15 protein-coding genes are annotated in these 17,813 nt (G+C 73.4%); 11 read left to right on the forward strand and 4 right to left on the reverse strand.

Features of this window, described 5'->3' with window-relative positions:
- The first annotated feature begins 17 nt into the window (after window positions 1-17).
- The 5 genes from leuS (at window position 18) to holA (ending at window position 7,719) form a co-directional block, all read left to right on the forward strand.
- Window positions 18-2,498 carry a leucine--tRNA ligase gene (leuS, locus tag ACILQ5_RS09510; protein WP_395657750.1) on the forward strand — a complete coding sequence of 827 codons (2,481 nt, stop codon included), beginning with the start codon at window positions 18-20 and terminating at the stop codon, window positions 2,496-2,498.
- A 69-nt stretch (window positions 2,499-2,567) separates the two neighbouring features.
- Entirely contained in the window at window positions 2,568-3,422 is an 855-nt protein-coding gene (locus tag ACILQ5_RS09515) for a DegV family protein (protein ID WP_395657751.1), read from the forward strand.
- 114 nt (window positions 3,423-3,536) lie between these two features.
- Window positions 3,537-4,448, forward strand: coding sequence for a helix-hairpin-helix domain-containing protein (locus ACILQ5_RS09520; protein ID WP_395657752.1), 912 nt, complete (start codon window positions 3,537-3,539; stop codon window positions 4,446-4,448).
- Window position 4,449: 1 nt separating this feature from the next.
- Complete coding sequence (locus tag ACILQ5_RS09525; RefSeq protein ID WP_395657753.1) at window positions 4,450-6,717, forward strand: ComEC/Rec2 family competence protein; 2,268 nt, start codon at window positions 4,450-4,452, stop codon at window positions 6,715-6,717.
- A gap of 12 nt (window positions 6,718-6,729) precedes the next feature.
- Entirely contained in the window at window positions 6,730-7,719 is a 990-nt protein-coding gene (gene holA, locus ACILQ5_RS09530; RefSeq protein WP_395657754.1) for a DNA polymerase III subunit delta, read from the forward strand.
- Between the two features lie 133 nt (window positions 7,720-7,852).
- Here the strand turns inward: holA and rpsT are convergent, their stop codons facing one another.
- Together rpsT and ACILQ5_RS09540 are read right to left on the reverse strand one after the other, a co-directional pair.
- On the reverse strand, window positions 7,853-8,113 hold the full coding sequence (gene rpsT, locus ACILQ5_RS09535) for a 30S ribosomal protein S20 (protein WP_395657755.1): 261 nt from the start codon (window positions 8,111-8,113) through the stop codon (window positions 7,853-7,855).
- Between the two features lie 132 nt (window positions 8,114-8,245).
- A complete protein-coding gene (locus ACILQ5_RS09540; RefSeq protein ID WP_395657756.1) occupies window positions 8,246-9,211 on the reverse strand; it encodes a phosphotransferase family protein in 966 nt (321 codons plus the stop codon).
- A gap of 73 nt (window positions 9,212-9,284) precedes the next feature.
- Between ACILQ5_RS09540 and lepA the strand changes: the two genes are divergently transcribed.
- From lepA to ACILQ5_RS09565, 5 genes are all read left to right on the forward strand, one after another.
- Window positions 9,285-11,201, forward strand: a complete 1,917-nt coding sequence (gene lepA / locus ACILQ5_RS09545) for a translation elongation factor 4 (RefSeq protein ID WP_395657757.1) — start codon at window positions 9,285-9,287, stop codon at window positions 11,199-11,201.
- Window positions 11,198-11,716, forward strand: a complete 519-nt coding sequence (locus tag ACILQ5_RS09550; protein ID WP_395657758.1) for a GNAT family N-acetyltransferase — start codon at window positions 11,198-11,200, stop codon at window positions 11,714-11,716. The genes lepA and ACILQ5_RS09550 overlap by 4 nt, the downstream gene beginning before the upstream one ends.
- 90 nt (window positions 11,717-11,806) lie before the next feature.
- A complete protein-coding gene (locus tag ACILQ5_RS09555; RefSeq protein ID WP_395657759.1) occupies window positions 11,807-13,009 on the forward strand; it encodes an NAD(P)/FAD-dependent oxidoreductase in 1,203 nt (400 codons plus the stop codon).
- A gap of 59 nt (window positions 13,010-13,068) precedes the next feature.
- On the forward strand, window positions 13,069-13,992 hold the full coding sequence (locus tag ACILQ5_RS09560; RefSeq protein WP_395657760.1) for an aminoglycoside phosphotransferase family protein: 924 nt from the start codon (window positions 13,069-13,071) through the stop codon (window positions 13,990-13,992).
- A gap of 62 nt (window positions 13,993-14,054) precedes the next feature.
- Window positions 14,055-14,921, forward strand: a complete 867-nt coding sequence (locus tag ACILQ5_RS09565) for a JmjC domain-containing protein (protein WP_395657761.1) — start codon at window positions 14,055-14,057, stop codon at window positions 14,919-14,921.
- Here ACILQ5_RS09565 and ACILQ5_RS09570 read toward each other — a convergent pair.
- Complete coding sequence (locus tag ACILQ5_RS09570; RefSeq protein ID WP_395657762.1) at window positions 14,881-15,918, reverse strand: GNAT family N-acetyltransferase; 1,038 nt, start codon at window positions 15,916-15,918, stop codon at window positions 14,881-14,883. The two genes, ACILQ5_RS09565 and ACILQ5_RS09570, sit on opposite strands and share 41 nt — an antisense overlap.
- A gap of 162 nt (window positions 15,919-16,080) precedes the next feature.
- Here ACILQ5_RS09570 and ACILQ5_RS09575 point away from each other — a divergent pair, with 162 nt between their 5' ends.
- A complete protein-coding gene (locus tag ACILQ5_RS09575) occupies window positions 16,081-16,812 on the forward strand; it encodes a DivIVA domain-containing protein (RefSeq protein ID WP_395657763.1) in 732 nt (243 codons plus the stop codon).
- 37 nt (window positions 16,813-16,849) lie between these two features.
- On the opposite strand, the gene ACILQ5_RS09580 is transcribed toward ACILQ5_RS09575, so the two are convergent.
- Complete coding sequence (locus tag ACILQ5_RS09580) at window positions 16,850-17,779, reverse strand: PT domain-containing protein (RefSeq protein WP_395657764.1); 930 nt, start codon at window positions 17,777-17,779, stop codon at window positions 16,850-16,852.
- Window positions 17,780-17,813 lie beyond the last annotated feature (34 nt).

Here is a 17,813-nt window from a genome sequence, read left to right on the forward strand (position 1 = left end):
AGCATGAGAGAGACGAGATGAGCGAGCAGGACGAGCCGGCGACGTACGACGTCGAGCAGGTGCAGCGCAAGTGGCTGCCGGTCTGGGAGGAGCTGCAGCCCTTCCGCGCCGACGACGACTCGCCGCGCGAGAAGAAGTACGCGCTGACGATGTTCCCCTACCCGAGCGGCGACCTGCACATGGGTCACGCGGAGGTGACGGCGCTCCACGACGTGATCGCGCGCTACTGGTGGCAGCGCGGCTACGAGGTCCTGAACCCGATGGGCTGGGACTCCTTCGGCCTGCCCGCCGAGAACGCGGCGATCCGCAACGACGAGCACCCGGCGACGTACACCTACGCCAACATCGAGACGCAGTACGAGTCGTTCAAGCGCTACGGCATCTCCTTCGACTGGTCGCGACGGCTGCACACCTCCGACCCGGAGTACTACCGCTGGACGCAGTGGCTGTTCCTGAAGTTCCGCGAGCGGGGCCTGGCCTACCGCAAGAACAGCCCCGTCAACTGGTGCCCCAACGACCAGACCGTGCTGGCCAACGAGCAGGTCGTCGACGGCCGCTGCGAGCGGTGCGGCGCCGACGTGACCAAGCGCGAGCTGACCCAGTGGTACTTCAAGATCACCGAGTACGCCCAGGAGCTGCTGGACTGCCTGGACGAGCTGGAGCCGACCTGGCCGGCCCGGGTCGTCACCGCCCAGCGCAACTGGATCGGCCGCTCCGAGGGAGCGCACGTCGACTTCGCGGTCGAGGGGCGCGACGAGCCGATCACGGTCTACACGACGCGGCCGGACACGATCTTCGGCACGACGTTCATGGTCGTGGCGGTCGACTCCCCGCTGGCCGACGAGCTGGTGACCGACGAGCAGCGGCCGGCCTTCGAGGCCTACCGGGAGGAGATCCGCAAGGAGACCGAGATCGAGCGGCTGTCGACCGACCGCCCGAAGACCGGCGTCGACCTGGGGGTCCGGGCGACCAACCCCGTCACCGGCACGCAGATCCCGGTGTGGGCGACCGACTACGTGCTGGCCGACTACGGCACCGGCGCGGTCATGGGCGTGCCCGGCGGCGACCAGCGCGACTGGGAGTTCGCCACGGTCATGGGCCTGGACATCGTCCGGACGACCCGGACCCCGGACGGGTACGAGGGGGAGGCCTACAACGGCGAGGGCCCGGCCATCAACTCGCCGGCGCCCGGGGTCGACGCCCCGCTGGACATCAACGGCCTGGCGGTGGCGGAGGCGAAGCGCGCCACGATCGACTTCCTGGAGCAGCAGGGGAGCGGCAAGGGTGCGGTCAACTTCCGGCTGCGCGACTGGCTGCTGAGCCGCCAGCGCTACTGGGGCGTCCCGATCCCGATCATCCACTGCGAGAAGGACGACGAGGTCGCCGTCCCCTACGACCAGCTGCCGTTGGAGCTGCCCGAGCTGCGTGGCGCCGACCTGAAGCCGAAGGGCGTGTCCCCGCTGGCCGCGGCCTCCGACTGGGTCGACGTCACCTGCCCGACGTGCGGAGGTCCCGCCAAGCGGGACAGCGACACCATGGACACCTTCGTCGACTCGTCCTGGTACTTCCTGCGCTACTGCTCGCCCGACTACCAGGACGGCCCGTTCGACGTCGCGAAGGCGAACGCCTGGATGCCGGCCGACATCTACGTGGGCGGTGTCGAGCACGCCGTGCTGCACCTGCTGTACGCGCGCTTCTTCACCAAGGTGCTGCGCGACATGGGGATGCTGGAGGTCGGTGAGCCGTTCGCCGCCCAGCTGAACCAGGGCTTCGTCATCAACCGTGGCAAGAAGATGAGCAAGTCGCTGGGCAACGGGGTCAGTCTGGGGGACCAACTTGCGGAGTTCGGGGTGGACGCCGTACGCCTGACCCTGGTCTTCGCCGGGCCGCCGGAGGACGACATCGACTGGGCCGAGATGTCCCCGGCCGGGTCGCTGCGCTTCCTGCAGCGTGCCTGGCGGCTGTCCGGCGACGTCACCGCCGCCGTGGGGACCGCGCCCGAGGGGGGCGACCTGGCCCTGCGCCGGGTGACCGCGCGCACCGTGCACGACGCGGCGGAGCTGGTCGAGTCCTTCCGCTTCAACGTGATGGTCGCCAAGGTGATGGAGCTGGTGAACGCGACCCGCAAGGCCATCGACTCCGGCTGTGGCCCGGCCGACCCCGCCGTGCGGGAGGCCGCGGAGGCGGTCGCGATCCTGCTGTCGCTGGTGGCGCCGTACACCGCCGAGGAGATGTGGGAGCGCCTGGGCCACCAGCCGACCGTCGCCCGGGCCGGCTGGCCCGCCGTCGACCCGGCGCTGCTGGTCGAGGACTCGGTCGTCGCGGTCGTGCAGGTGCAGGGCAAGGTGAAGGCGCGGCTGGAGGTCGCCCCGGACGTCTCGGAGGCCGAGCTGGAGCGGCTGGCGCTGGCGGACGAGGCCGTGGTGCGCGCCATCGACGGTCGAGCCGTCCGCAAGGTCGTCGTGCGCGCGCCCAAGCTGGTCAACGTCGTCGTCTGAGGGGTCCCCGGCCCGGATGTCGGGCCGGGGTCCTCGGGACGATGCGGGCGGGATCGCTAACCTCGGCGCATGCCGGTCGCGATCGTCACCGACTCCACCGCCAGCCTCCCGCCGGAGGTGGCGGCCGAGCGCGGCATCGTCGTCGTCCCGCTCCAGGTCGTGATCGGTGCGACCGTCTACGACGAGGGGGCCGACGGCGCCACGCCCGAGCTCGTCGCGACCGCGCTGCGCGAGTGGAAGCCGGTCAGCACGTCGCGGCCCAGCCCGGCCGCCCTGCTCGAGGTCTACGAGGAGGCGGCGGCGGCCGGCGCGACCGAGATCCTCTCGGTGCACCTCTCGGGCGAGATGAGCGGCACCTTCGAGTCCGCCCAGCTCGCCGCACGCGACGCCTCGGTCCGCGTGGTCGCCGTCGACACCCGCCAGGTCGGGATCGCGACCGGGTTCGCCGCGCTCGCCGCGGCCGACACCGTGGCCGCGGGCGGGACCGTCGACGACGCGGCGGAGGCGGCGCGGAGGCGCTCCGGTGCGAGCTCCTCCCTGTTCTACGTCGACACCCTCGAGTACCTGCGTCGCGGCGGCCGGATCGGCGCGGCCGCGGCGTTGCTCGGTGGCGCCCTGGCGGTCAAGCCGCTGCTGCAGATCCAGGACGGCCGGGTGGCCTCGCTGGAGCGCGTGCGGACGGCCGGACGTGCGCTCGCCCGGCTGGAGGAGCTCGCCGTCCAGGCCGCCGGGCACGGTCCGGTCGACGTGGGCGTCGCACACCTCGCCAGCCCGGAGCGGGCCGTCGACCTGGCCGGCCGCCTCGCCGAGCGCCTCGAGGCCAACCTCGACGGGCGCGAGGTGTGGTGCGGTGAGCTCGGTGCCGTCCTCGGGGCGCACGTCGGGCCCGGGATGCTCGCGGTCTGCGTGGCGCCGCGGGACTGATCCCGGCGGGCGTCGCGGCCCGGTTGCCGTCCACAGGACCCACCGTGGGCGGCTCGTCCACAGCGCTGCCTCCGGCGCCGTCCCGACGTCGGCCGGGCTGCCTAGCGTCGCCCCATGCCGACCCGCCGCTCGACCTCCGAGCACCAGGAAGCCGTCTCCCGCCGCCTGGCGCTGCTGAGCGCCGAGCTCGCCGGCGACCGGCCCGACGAGGCCGGGTGGGCCGAGGAGCACACCCGGGTGCGGGTGCCGCCGGGTGCCCCTCCGCCGGTCCCCGCCCCGGCTCCCGGCCCGGTCTCCGTCCCCGTCCCGGGTCGGCACGCCGCCCGGCGGCGGACCGCGCTGGCCGCCCTGGTGCCCGAGCCGCTGCGGGGACGGATCGCCGTCGGCCCGGCCCAGCTGACGGTGGTGGCGGTGCTCGTCGCGGCCGGCCTCGCCGCCACCTGCTGGTGGGTGCTGCGGGGGAGCCCGGAGCGGGTCGGGACGCCACCGGTCACCCCGGCCCCGGTCGCCCTCACCAGCGCGGCCCCGCCGGGCGACGCGAGCCCGGTGGCGGCCGGCGCCGGTGGCACCACCGGCGCGACCGACCCGTCGCCGGCCGGGACGGTCACGGTCGACGTCACCGGGAAGGTGCGTCGCCCGGGGATCGCCGTCCTCGACGCCGGCGCCCGGGTCGTCGACGCCCTCGAGGCAGCGGGCGGGGCCCGCCGAGGAGTGGACCTGTCCTCGCTCAACCTGGCCCGGGTCCTGGTGGACGGCGAGCAGGTCGTCGTCGGCGTCCCGGCGCCGCCGGGCGTCGCCGCGGCCGCCGTGCCCTCGGCCGGGGCGAGCGGAGGGCCGCTGGTCGACCTCAACACGGCCACCCAGGCCCAGCTCGAGGCGCTGCCCGAGGTCGGGCCCGTGACCGCGGGGGCGATCCTGGCCTGGCGCGACGCGCACGGCGGGTTCACGGCGGTCGACGAGCTCCTCGAGGTCGACGGGATCGGCGACGCGACGCTGAGCCAGCTCGCGCCCCTCGTCACGGTGTGAGGTGGGCACCGACCTGCGGATGCTGCTGCTCGGCGCGGCGGCCTGGGCCGGGGCGCTCGCCGGCCGGTGGCTGGGCTGGTGGGCGGTGGCGGTCGTCGCCGCCGGCGCCCTGGGCTGGCTCGGCCTCCGGCCGGGTCGCACCGCCCTCGCGGTCGTGCTCGTCCTCGGCGGGGTCGCCTGCGTCGCCACCGTGCGCGCCGGCCAGGTCGCGAGCAGCCCGGTGGCGCAGCTGGCCGCCGAGGGAGCGGTGGCCCGGGTGACCGGTACGGTGACCAGCGACCCCCGGCGCACCACCGGTCCCTACGGCGACCTGGTGGTCACCCGGATCGAGGTCCGGGAGGTGACCGGCCGGGGCACCACCTACGCCCTCGCCGCACCGGTCCTGGTGCTCGGCGACCGGGACTGGACCGGCGTCGCGCTCGGGAGCAGCGTGCAGGCCTCCGGCCGCCTCTCGCCCGCGGACGGCGCCGACCTGGCGGCCGTCCTGGGTGCCCGTGGCCCTCCGGCCGTCACCGGTGACCCCGACGCGTGGTGGGACGCGGCCGCCGCGGTGCGCGGCTCGGTCCGGGAGGCGGTCGCGCACCGCCCGGCTGCCGAGCGGGCGCTTGTGCCGGCGCTGGTCGACGGGGACGACGCCGACGTGGACGAGGACCTGGCAGCCGACTTCCGGACCACCGGGCTGACGCACCTGCTCGCCGTCTCGGGCACCAACCTGACGCTCGTGGTGGGGTTCTTGCTGCTCCTCGCCCGGTGGTGCGGGGTGCGCGGCCGCTGGCTCTACGGCGTCGGGGCCGCTGGGATCGTCGGGTTCGTGCTGCTGGCCCGCACCGAGCCGAGCGTGCTGCGAGCGGCGGTGATGGGCACCGTCGCACTCTTCGCGATGGGCACCCAGGGCCGTCGACGGGGGTCGCGCGCCCTCGGGGTGGCCGTCGTGGCCCTGCTGCTCGTGCAGCCGGGGCTGGCCGTCTCCGCCGGGTTCGCCCTCTCGGCGCTGGCGACCGCGGGCATCGTGCTGCTGGCGCCGGCGTGGCGCGACGCCCTCGCCCGGTGGCTGCCGCGCTGGGCCGCCGAGGCGGTCGCGGTCCCCGCCGCCGCCCAGCTGGCCTGCACGCCGGTCGTGGCCGCCCTGTCGGGCCAGGTCAGCATCGTCGCGGTGGCGGCCAACCTGGCGGCGGCGCCGGCGGTCGGTCCGGCGACCGTCCTCGGGCTCGGGGGTGGGCTGGTCGGGCTGTGCTGGGCCCCGGCCGGGCGGGTGCCCGGCACCCTCGCGGGCTGGTGCGTCGGGTGGATCGTCATGGTCGCCCGGCACGGTGCCGGGCTGCCGACCGCCGCGGTCGGGTGGGGGACCGGGGCACCCGCGCTGGCGGCGCTCACCCTGCTGGTCGTGGTGGTGGTCGTGCTCGGCCCGGTCGTCCTGCGCCGTCCGTCGACGGGGCTGGCCGCCGCCGGGGTGCTGGTCGTCTCGCTCCTCGTCCGGCTGCCCAGCCCGGGGTGGCCACCCGCGGGCTGGGTGCTGGTCGCGTGCGACGTCGGGCAGGGGGACGCGCTGGTGCTGCCGGCCGGGCCGGGCAGCGCGGTCGTCGTGGACGCCGGCCCGGACCCGGCGGCGGTCGACGGCTGCCTCGACCGGCTCGGTGTCGCCAGCGTGCCGCTACTGGTGCTGACCCACTTCCACGCCGACCACGTCGACGGGGTGGCCGGGGTCCTCGACGGCCGCCGCGTCGGCGAGGTCGACACGACCCGCCTCCTCGACCCGCCCGCCGGGGTCGCGGAGGTCGGCGCCGCTGCGGGCCGGGCGGGCCTGACGCCCGCCGCGGCGCCGTACGGCGAGACGCGCCGGGTCGGCGAGGTGACCCTCCAGGCCCTGTGGCCACCACCGGACTCGCCGACGGCCGGTCCCGGCGACGGCAGCACCGCCAACGAGGCGAGCGTGGTCCTGCTCGCGGAGGTGCGCGGCGTCCGGATCCTGCTCACCGGCGACGTCGAGCCCGAGGGCCAGGCGGCCCTGGCCCGGGCCGTGCCGGGGCTGACCGTCGACGTGCTCAAGGTCCCCCACCACGGCAGCCGCTACCAGGACGAGGACTGGTTGCTCTCGCTCGGAGCCCAGGTCGCGGTGGTCTCGGTGGGTGCCGACAACGACTACGGTCACCCTGCCGCGGAGACCCTCGAGCCGCTGGCCGCGACGGGGACCCGGGTGCTGCGCACCGACGAGGACGGTGACGTCGCCGTGGTCGCGGACGGTGGTGGGCTGTCGGTGGCCACCCGTTAGATTGGGCGCACCATGGCAGGCCCCTCCCACCCTCGCGCCGTCGACGTCCTCGGTCGGGTCACGCTGGTGACCGGCAAGGAGGAGTTCCTCAACGAGCGGACCGTCGCCGCCGTCCGCACCGCCGTCCGGCACCACGACCACGAGGCCGAGGTCTCGGAGACCCAGGGCTCCGACCTCACCCTCGCCACGCTGGGGGAGATGGCGGCGCCCTCGCTGTTCTCCAGCATCCGCTGCGTCGTGGTCCGTGGGCTCGAGAACCTCCCGGAGGAGTCGGTCGCCGGACTGCTCGACTACGCCACCGCTCCGGCCGAGGACGTCGCCCTGGTGCTCGTGCACGGCGGTGGACCGAAGGGCAGCGGCACCCTCACCAAGCTGCGCAAGCTGTCGACGGTGACCGAGGCCAAGTCCGGGGAGCTGCGGCCCTCGGAGTTCCCGGGGTTCGTCGTCGCCGAGGTCCGTTCGCACGGCTCACGCATCGACCCGGACGCCGCCGACAACCTGGTCCAGGCCGTCGGCCAGGACCTGCGCTCGCTGGCGGCGGCGGCCGACCAGCTCACCAACGACTTCCCGGGCGAGCCGATCACCGCCGACAAGGTCAAGCAGTACTTCGGCGGCCGTGCCGAGGCGAAGTCGTTCGCCGTCGCCGACGCGGCGTTCTGGGGGCGGCGCACCGTCGCCCTGGAGGAGCTGCGGTGGGCCCTCGACGGGGGGACCGCGCCGGTCCTGGTGACCTCCGCGTTCGCCGGCGGCGCCCGCGGTGTCGCTCGCTACCTGTCCGCCCCGCGCGGGATGCGCGAGGCCGACCTGGCCCGCGAGGTCGGCGTGCCGCCGTGGAAGCTGCGCACGATCCGGGACCAGTCCCGCGGCTGGACCGACGGCGGCATCGCCCGCGCGATCCGAGCGGTCGCCCAGGCCGACGCCGACGTCAAGGGCGCGGCCAGCGACCCGTCGTACACCCTGGAGCGGCTGGTGCTCACGGTCACCGGCCTGCGCTCGTCCTGAGGAGCCGAGGGACGAGGCGTCTCGCAGGGCGACCCGCGGTAGGCGCGGCTCCCGGTCCGCAGACGCAGATCGACCCGCCAGACGAGGTCTGACGGGTCGATGGCGACCGGATCCCGGCGGACCGGGGGGTGGATCAGAGAGACGCGGTCTTCTTGGCGATCGCGGACTTGCGGTTCGCGGCCTGGTTCTTGTGGATGACGCCCTTCGAGGCGGCCTTGTCGAGCTTCTTCGACGCCTCGCGGCCGAGGGCCTCGGCGGTCTCCTTGTCACCGGCCGCGGCGGCCTCGCGGAACTTGCGGACGGCCGACTTCAGGCCCGTCTTGACGGACTTGTTGCGCTCGTGCCGCTTCTCGTTCTGCTTGTTCCGCTTGATCTGGGACTTGATGTTCGCCACTACATGCGCCTTCGGTCGGAGGTGTCGTGCTGGGATGAGGTCGGTGGTGCGTTCGGCGTGCGGACAGCCGGACACGCGACGGACAAGGTTAGCAGCGGCCCGCTCGGCCGCCCAAATCCGCTGGCGGCGCGATCAGCGCCAGCCCCGCCGCTCGGCGAGCCAGTCCCAGCACACCTGGCCCTGCCACTGCTGCACGGGCCGCAGGTGCGGCGAGGTCGGCGGCACCGGCTGCCCCGCCGAGAACAGGAAGTACCCCGTGACCAGGGCGATCACGACGTCGACCGACTCCGCAGGGACGTCTCGGACGAGCGGGGAGGCGGCGAGCAGCGCTTCGACGTCCAACCCGTCACCACGGGGTCCGATCATGAGGAACACGGTGTCGAGCCACGCCGCGCCCACGACCGGCCAGTTCCAGTCGCAGAGCAGGGTCCGGCCGTCGCCGGTGAGCAGCAGGTTGTCGTCGCGGATGTCGGTGTGCACGAGCGTCGTCCCGCCGACCACGTCGCGGAACCGGCCGGCCAGGCCGGCCGCCTCGTCGAGGTGGTCCACCAGGCCGGGGAGGGCGGGCGGTGCCTCGCGCAGCCGGTCCCAGAGCGCCGGCCAGCCCTCGAACTCGGTCGCGGCGTCGTCGGCGGCCAGGTCCGGCGGGGGAGGGGTCAGCGTCGTGGCCATCTGCTCGGCCATCGCGAGGCACCGCTCGAGGTCGTCGGCCCGCCAGGGCCGGGCGGGCTGCCGGGCGTCGACGTGCTCGATGCCGAGCACCATCCAGTCGCCGCCGTCGTGGGTCCACAGCAGCCGCGGCGCCGGTGCCTCCGGCGGGAGGACCGCCAGCTTGCGGGCCTCCTCGCGGTACGCCGCCGCGAACAGCCGCTGGGCCTTGTCCGAGGCCGCCTTCACGAAGTGCCGGGAGCCGTCCGCGCAGGTGAGGACCGAGGCGAACCCCGGGGTGAAGCCCGCGCCCTGCGACGCGGCCGAGACCACCGGCGACCCGCACCGCTCCTCGACGAGCCCCCGCACGTGCGGGGGGAGGTGCGCCCACTCCAGCCGCTGGGCGGTGCGGCCGTGCGGGATCGTCGTCGGCAGTCGTGCGTCGGTCACGGCACCATCCTCGCCGAGTCCGGCCGCCCGATCCGCAGGGGTCCTCCCGCGAGTGAGGGTTTCGGTGCCGGCGATGGAACAATGGCGGGACCTGTCCGACCGACGAGAGCCACCCGTGCCCACGAACCCGACCGCGCCGCTGCCCGGCCAGACCGACCCGGCGATCATCCGCAACTTCTGCATCATCGCGCACATCGACCACGGCAAGTCGACCCTGGCCGACCGGATGCTGCAGCTGACCGGTGTCGTCGACGAGCGGAGCGCGCGCGCTCAGTACCTCGACCGGATGGACATCGAGCGCGAGCGCGGCATCACGATCAAGAGCCAGGCGGTCCGGATGCCCTGGACCGTGGCCGAGGACAACGAGCAGGGCACCGAGCCCGGGACCTACGTCCTCAACATGATCGACACCCCGGGCCACGTGGACTTCACCTACGAGGTGTCCCGGTCGCTGGAGGCGTGCGAGGCCGCGGTCCTGCTCGTCGACGCCGCCCAGGGCATCGAGGCCCAGACGCTGGCGAACCTCTACCTCGCGATGGGTGCCGACCTCCAGATCATCCCGGTGCTCAACAAGATCGACCTGCCCGGCGCCAACCCGGAGAAGTACGCCGCGGAGCTGGCCGGCCTGGTGGGCTGCGACCCGAGCGAGGTGCTGCGGGTCAGCGCCAAGACCGGGCTCGGCGTGGCTGCGCTGCTCGACGAGATCGTCAAGCAGACCCCCGCACCGGTGGGGAACGCCGACAAGCCGGCCCGCGCGCTGATCTTCGACTCCGTCTACGACACCTACCGCGGCGTCATCACCTACGTCCGGGTCATCGACGGCAAGCTCACGCACCGCGACCGGATCAAGATGATGTCGACCGGCGCGACCCACGAGCTGCTCGAGCTGGGGGTGATCAGCCCCGAGCAGGTCAAGGCCAACGAGATCGGCGTCGGCGAGGTGGCCTACCTGATCACGGGGGTGAAGGACGTCCGGCAGTCCCGGGTCGGTGACACGGTCACCACCCAGCACCACGGCGCGACCGAGGCGCTCGGCGGCTACAAGCACCCCAACCCGATGGTCTACGCGGGTCTCTACCCGATCGACGGCGACCGGTTCGGCGACCTGCGCGAGGCCCTGGAGAAGCTCGAGCTCAACGACGCCGCGCTCAGCTACGAGCCCGAGACCTCCGGGGCGCTCGGCTTCGGGTTCCGCTGCGGCTTCCTCGGCCTGCTGCACATGGAGATCACCCGGGACCGTCTCGAGCGCGAGTTCGACCTCGACCTGATCTCGACCGCACCGAACGTCGTGTACGAGGTCCTCATGGAGGACGGCTCCGAGATCGAGGTGACCAACCCCAGCGAGTTCCCCGAGGGCAAGATCGCCGAGGTCCGCGAGCCCGTCGTCCGCGCGACGATCCTGAGCCCGTCGGACTACATCGGCACGATCATGGAGCTCTGCCAGGCCAAGCGCGGCGCCCTCCAGGGGATGGACTACCTGTCCGAGGACCGCGTGGAGATGCGCTACACCCTGCCGATGGGCGAGATCGTCTTCGACTTCTTCGACCAGCTCAAGTCGCGCACCAAGGGCTACGCCTCGCTCGACTACGAGCGCTCGGGCGAGCAGGCGGCCGACCTGGTCAAGGTCGACATCCTGCTCCAGGGCGAGCCCGTCGACGCGTTCTCCGCGATCGTGCACCGTGACACGGCGTACTCCTACGGCGTGATGATGGCCGGCAAGCTCAAGGAGCTCATCCCGAGGCAGCAGTTCGAGGTCCCGATCCAGGCCGCGATCGGGGCTCGGGTGATCGCCCGCGAGAACATCCGCGCGATCCGCAAGGACGTGCTCGCCAAGTGCTACGGCGGCGACATCACCCGCAAGCGCAAGCTCCTCGAGAAGCAGAAGGAGGGCAAGAAGCGGATGAAGATGGTCGGCCGCGTCGAGGTCCCCCAGGAGGCCTTCGTGGCCGCGCTCTCCACGACCCAGCCGACGGAGAAGTCCAAGAAGTGACCGAGGACGTCGGCCGGTCGCTCGACGTCCGGTTGGTCGGCGACGACCAGTGGGACGTCGTCGCCTGGCTGTGGCAGGACTTCCGCCACGACCTCGGCACGGTGGTGCACGGCTTCCCGTACGCCGACGGTCGCTACCAGCACGCGTGGCTCGACGAGTACCCCGCGCCCGACCGCTGCGGGTACCTGTGCTGGCAGCCGCACCCCAACACGGGGGAGGACGCCCCGGTCGCCTTCGCGCTGGTTCGGGGGCTCGACGCGTCGGCCCGCGCGATGCAGGCGTTCTTCGTCGTCCCGGCAGCTCGGCGCACGGGCCTGGGCCGCCGGCTGGCCCTCGACCTCCTCGCGCGCCACCCGGGCGCGTGGGAGATCCCCTTCCAGCACGACAACGCGGCTGCGGGCCGGTTCTGGCGCGCCGTGGCCACCGAGGCGTGGGCGTCGGGCTGGGTCGAGACCGAGGAAGCGGTCCCCGGCAAGCCGGACGTGCCGCCGGACCACTGGATCCGCACCACCTGACCCGTCCTCGGGACCTTCGTCCCTGGTCCACCCAATACCCCTAGGGGTATACCGGAGAGGTACGGAGCAAACGGGATCTGGAGGTGCACGATGCGCAAGCACGTGGTCGTACTGGGAGCGAACTTCGGCGGTCTGACGGCCGCACTGGCGGTCAAGCACGAGCTGCACGGGGACGTCGACGTGACGGTGGTCTCGCCGAGCGACCACTTCCTCTTCAACCCCAGCCTGATCTGGCTGCCCTTCGGCAAGCGCGACCGCAGCGACATCACGTTCCCCGTCGCCCCCACGCTCGAGTCCCACGGCATCGGGTTCGAGCACGTCGCGGCGTCCGGGATCGACCCCGGTGCGCACCACGTGACGCTCGCCGACGGCCGCACGCTCGACTACGACTTCCTGGTGGTCGCGACCGGCTACCGGAACAAGACCGATGTCGTCCCGGGCTTCGAGGAGAACGCCCACACCATCACCACCCTGGTCGAAGCCGAGCGCGCCGGGGCGGGATGGCGGCGCTACCTCGACGACCCGGGCGACATCGTCATCGCGGCCACGCAGGGCGCCGGCTGCTTCGGCGCGGCCTACGAGTTCCTCTTCAACACCTCCTACCAGCTGAAGAAGGCCGGGCTGAAGGACCGGGTGAAGCTGCACTACGTGACGGCGGAGCCGTTCCTCGGCCACTTCGGCATCGGCGGGCTGCCCAACGGCGAGAAGCTGCTCGGCATGTTCCTCAAGAAGGAGGGCATCGAGGCGCACGTCTCCGTCGGCCTCGACCACATCGACGACGGGGCGATGGAGCTCGCCGACGGCACCCGGCTGCCGTTCTCCTATGCGATGGTCGTGCCGCCGTTCCTCGGACAGGAGTTCCTGGCGGAGCACCCCGACCTAGCCGACGAGAAGGGCTACCTCCGGGTGCGGGACACCTACCAGACCGACAAGTACGACGACATCTACGCCGTCGGCGTCGCTGCAGCCGTCGACGTCCCGTGGACGACCCCGACCCCGGTGGGCATCCCGAAGACGGGCTTCCCCACCGAGCAGATGGCCCACGTCGCTGCGAAGAACATCGCGTCCCAGGTCAAGGGCGAGGTCCCGACCGCGCAGAAGAAGTTCGAGGACATCAAGGCCGTGTGCGTCATGGACGCCGGCAACAACGGCGTGATCATCCTGGCCGACAAGATGCTGCCGCCGCGCAAGCACGGGGTGCTCATCCCCGGCCCGCAGGCGCACCTGATGAAGCTCGGCTTCGAGAAGTACTTCCTCTGGAAGATGGAGCACGGGTACGTCCAGCTGCCCTGATCCCGGACCGCTGGCGATGCCGGGCACCCGCCGACCGCGCCTCTGGCAGAGTCGGTGAGGTGCCCGTCGTCGTCCCACCGTCCTTCCTCGCGTACGCCGGCCGGGGGCCGGACTTCGCCGGCTGGCTCGAGACCCTCCCCGGTCTCCTGCGGGACCTGCTCGCGGAGTGGGAACTGACCCTCGACGGGGAGCCGACGCACGGGCACTGCGCCGTCGTCGTCCCCGTCCGCACGGCCGGTGGGGACCGGGCGGCCCTGAAGGTCGGGTGGCCGCACTGGGAGGCCGAGCACGAGCACCTGGCCCTCCAGCACTGGCGCGGTGAGGGAGCGGTCCGCCTGCTGCGGGCCGACCCACGTCGGTTCGCGCTGCTGCTCGAGCGCCTCCATCCCGACGACCTCGGCGGGCAGTGGGACGTCCAGGCGTGCGAGGTGGTGGGGGAGCTGTACGGGCGGCTCCACGTGCCGGCGCCGCCGCAGCTGGTGACCCTCTCCTCGTGCGTCCGACGGTGGTCCGACGAGCTCGCGGTGCTGCCGCGGGACGCGCCGCTGCCGCGCCGGCTCGTCGAGCAGGCGGTCTCGCTCGGGCGTGCCCTCGCCGAGGACGACGCCACCGACGGCCGGCTGCTCCACACCGACCTCCACTACGCCAATGTGCTCGCCGGTGACCGGGAGCCGTGGCTCGCGATCGACCCCAAGCCCCTCAGCGGCGACCCGCACTACGAGGTCGCCCCGCTGCTCTGGAACCGCTGGGAGGAGCTCACCGCCGGCGGTGGGCCGGGCGTCCGTCGCGGCGTCCGCGCCCGCTTCCACGCCACGGTCGACGCCGCCGGCCTCGACGAGGACCGGGCGCGGGACTGGGTGGTCGTGCGGATGCTCTGCAACGCGCTGTGGCGCCTCCAGGACCCTCCGGGGACGGTCCGGGTCGCGTCGGACGAGGAGTTCCTCACCACGTGTGTGACGATTGCCAAGGCCGTGCAGGGCTGATCAGAGGTTTCGCAGCTGCCGCGACTGGAAAGTTTCCAGACGCACACCGATCCGGGGGAACCATGACCACCGCACCTTGGCCTGACCTGGACGAGACGTTCGCCGAACGCCTCGCCACGCGCGCGCCCACACCGTTCCGGCACGGGCTGGCCGGCGACGAGCGCTTCTCGCTCCAGGCCATCGCCGCCCTGGGCGACGAGCTCGGACCCGACGGCATCTCCGCCGAGAAGGCGGCCAAGCCGCTCGTCTCCGACGACGCCGGCGCCACGTCGGCGCTCCAGGTCCAGAAGGTCTCCGACCAGATCCTGGGCCTCGCCGCCAACGACTCCTGGTTCACGCTGCTCAACATCGAGCGCTCGCCGGCGTACGGCGCCCTCGTCGACCAGATCCTCGACGGCATCGCCCGCGGCGCCGGCGTCGACGGTCGCACGATGTGTCGTCGGATGGGCTTCGTCTTCGCCAGCTCGCCGGGCTCGGTGACGGCCGCGCACTTCGACATCGAGCACAGCTTCCTCCTCCAGCTCGAGGGCCACCGCACGCTCGGGTTCGGGCGCTTCGCCAGCACCGAGGACCGCGAGCGTGAGGTGCACCGCTACTGGAACGGGTCCTTCGGCCGACTGGACTCCATGCCGGAGCAGACGATGGAGCTGTCCATCGGCCCCGGCGACGGCGCCTACATCCCGCCGTACACGCCGCACTGGCTCAGCAACGGTGACAGCACGTCGCTGTCGCTGACCGTCACCTTCTTCGACCGCTCGAACGCCGACGAGTCGATGGCGCAGGCGTTCAACGAGAAGCTGCGCCGGTTCGGCATGCACCCCCGGACCTTCGGCGAGGCGCCCGGCCGGGACAAGGCCAAGGTCGCGTTCATGCGCGTGTACGGCGGCGTCAAGCGTCGCTTCCGGCCCGAGACCTCAGCCTCGCACTGACCGTGCGCTTGGCCCGCCGGGCAGCGTCCTCGGCGGCGAGTCGGGCGGTCGCCCAGCCCCCGTGGGCCGCGCGCACCCGCTCCAGCGGACGGGTCCGGTCCGCGAACGAGCCCTTGTAGTCCTCGGCCCCGCGCAGCAGGTCGACCTCGTGGCAGCCACCCGCCACCGCGTCCTCGACCACCGCGGCCAGCAGCACCGTTCCCGCGCTGCCGTGCTCGCGCTCGGTCGAGCGCGCGACCTGGTAGAGGCTGAGCCGCCCGGCGACCTCGAACGCCACGACCACGCCGATCGTGCCGCGGTCACCCGTCAGGAGGTCGACCCGCGCCTCGCCGCGCCTCGCCCCCGCCTCCACGGCCCGCGTCAGGCGCGGCAGCTCGGCGAGCAGCTCGCCACGTCCGGGCCGGCCCTCGTGCAGCCGGCGCAGCTCGGCCAGGCCGGCCCCGACCCGGTCCGGCTCCGCGCGGCGGTGGGTGTACCCCTCGGACTCGAGGCGCGTGCGCCCACGCCGGACGTTGCGCCGGAACCCCGACGATCGGCCCGCCAGCCAGTCGCTGCCGGGCTCGACGACGTCGTACGGCGCCTCGTCGTGCGGGGCGTGGGTGCCGCCGACCGCTCGCGACAGCAGGGAGGAGGCGACCGTCCCGCGGACGTCGAGGAGCCGCTGCCCGGGCCGGCCGAACCAGTCGGCCACCACGGCCCCGACCACCGCCTCGCGGCCGGGCTCGACCAGCACGTCGAGGTGGTCGGGGCACAGGACCGTCGGTCCCGGAGCGGTCAGCCGGGTCGCCGGGCCGGAACCGCGGACGCCGAGCGCCAGCCCTCCGACCAGCTGCTCGCCGTCGGTGACGAGCAGGTACGTCGTCCTCTCGGGCGCGGCCGCCTCGAGCCACCAGCTGCGTTGGAACGGCGAGGGGAGCGGCTGGCGGAGGACGAGCTCGTCCCAGCGCTCCCGCCATGGTCCGAGGCCCGGGCGCTGCTCGGCGCTGGTGTGCGGCATGCCGCGAAGGATAGGTGGGAGGACGTGATCGTCCGCACCCCGTCGGACCTGCGGTTTCAAAACAGCAGGACCGGGCACGGTCCAAGGACAACGTGCTTGCGAAGATCCTTTCTCGGGGCCTCAGCGGCTGGTGACGTGAGCTGACACAGGGGGAAGTGACTCATGTCGAACGACGCTGCCACGAAGAAGTCGACAGCAGCCAAGTCGGGCCGTCGGCCCGCATCGAAGCCAGCGGGCACCCGCGACGCCGCCACCGGCGCGCCGGTGGAGGCGGACGCGCCGCCGGAGCCGCAGCGGGAGTCCGCGGCCGGCTCGAGCAGCGAGCGCGCGCAGGAGATGCGCGCGGCGCTCGGCGCCCGCCAGGAGGCGGAGACGTTCCTCGCCGAGGCGAGCCAGCTGCGCCAGCGAGCGGCGGCGGACGCCGACTCGATGGTCGCCGACGCCGAGCAGATGGCCGGCGAGCTGGTGAGCGACGCGACGAAGCAGGCCGAGCGTCTCGTGGCCGACGCCCAGGCGCGGGCCGACGAGATCCTCGGGAGCGCCCAGGCCGAGGCCGACGAGCTGCACCGCAACACCGAGTCGGAGCGGGCCCGGATCGAGGTCGTGCTGTCCGAGATCGAGGCGGCCCTGCGCAGTGCGTCGCTCGTGCTGACCGGCGCCGGGTCGACCATCTCCGACGTCCTCGGCTCGCTCGACCGGCTCCAGGTCGGCGCCGCCGGGCCCGAGGGCAGCGGCTCCGAGCTGGCCACGGTGCCGACCGGACCGCAGGAGGTCGCGAACCCGGCTGCCGAGTACCCCGCCCTCGAGCGGGTGGCGACGACCGAGGGTGGCGCCCCGCTGGACGGCGAGGACGCGCGCCCGCTCGGCTGGCTGTTCCGCAACGGTCAGGGGTGACGTCGCCGTGGTCTCACGACGAGGCCGACCGGCACCCTCACCGCGCGCTGCTGCTGGGCTTGCTGCTGGGCTCGACGGAGGGGCTCGACCCGCTGCTGGGCTCCTCCGGCGCGAGGCTGCCGGACGACCGGGCGCTGGGCTGACCGGTCGGGTCGCCGCCGGGCTTGCTGCTGGGCTCGCCGCTGGGCTTGCCGGAGGGCTTGCCGCTGGGCTTGCCGCCGGGCTTCCCGGCGGACGCGCACTTCGGGGCCGGACGTGTCGGGTCGTCGTCCACGGGGTGCACGTGCACCTCGTGGACGCGGGTGCCGGCGGGCACCGGGTGGAAGAGCTGCATCTTCAGCTGCTGCCGACCGGGGTGCACGCAGCGCCAGTGGCCCGACACCACCGCGACCAGCCGGCCCGAGGTGTCGGTCAGGAACGCCTGCGCCACGACCAGGGGCTCGGGGTACCTGCTGGAGACGTCGGCGAGCACGACCGTGCCGCGGTCGGTCTCACCCAGGCGCGTCGGTCGTGCGACCACGCGCGACCGGTCGACCTGCGAACGGTCCTGGTCCCAGGCCACGCTGCGGTAGGCGACGTCGACCCGGGCGATCTTCTCGCCCTGGTCGCGGCCGACGTCGACGTAGAACCCGTACTTCTGACCGGGCCGCAGCTGCTGGACCTGGCAGCAGTTGGCGTCGCCGTACTCGAGCGAGATGGCGACCAGCCGGTCGTCGGCCGTGCGCGCGGTGATCACGCCCACGGCGTAGCGCAGCGTCTGGTCGGTGGTGTTGCGTACGACCACCGACAGCATGCCGTCCACGACACCCCAGCTCATCGTCTGCAGGATCGGGCCCGGGGTCGCCGGGGTCGATCGCGGGTCGTCCGGCGCACCGGCGCCGTCGAGCTGGTCGTGGATCGTCGAGCAGCCACTCGTCAGCAGCGTGGCGACGACCGCCAGCACCATGGCCGTGATCGTCCTCTTCACGATTCCCCCTGTGGTCGTGTCGGAACAGCGGTCC

The sequence above is a fragment of the Nocardioides sp. genome, assembly GCF_044226305.1.
GTDB lineage: Bacteria > Actinomycetota > Actinomycetes > Propionibacteriales > Nocardioidaceae > Nocardioides.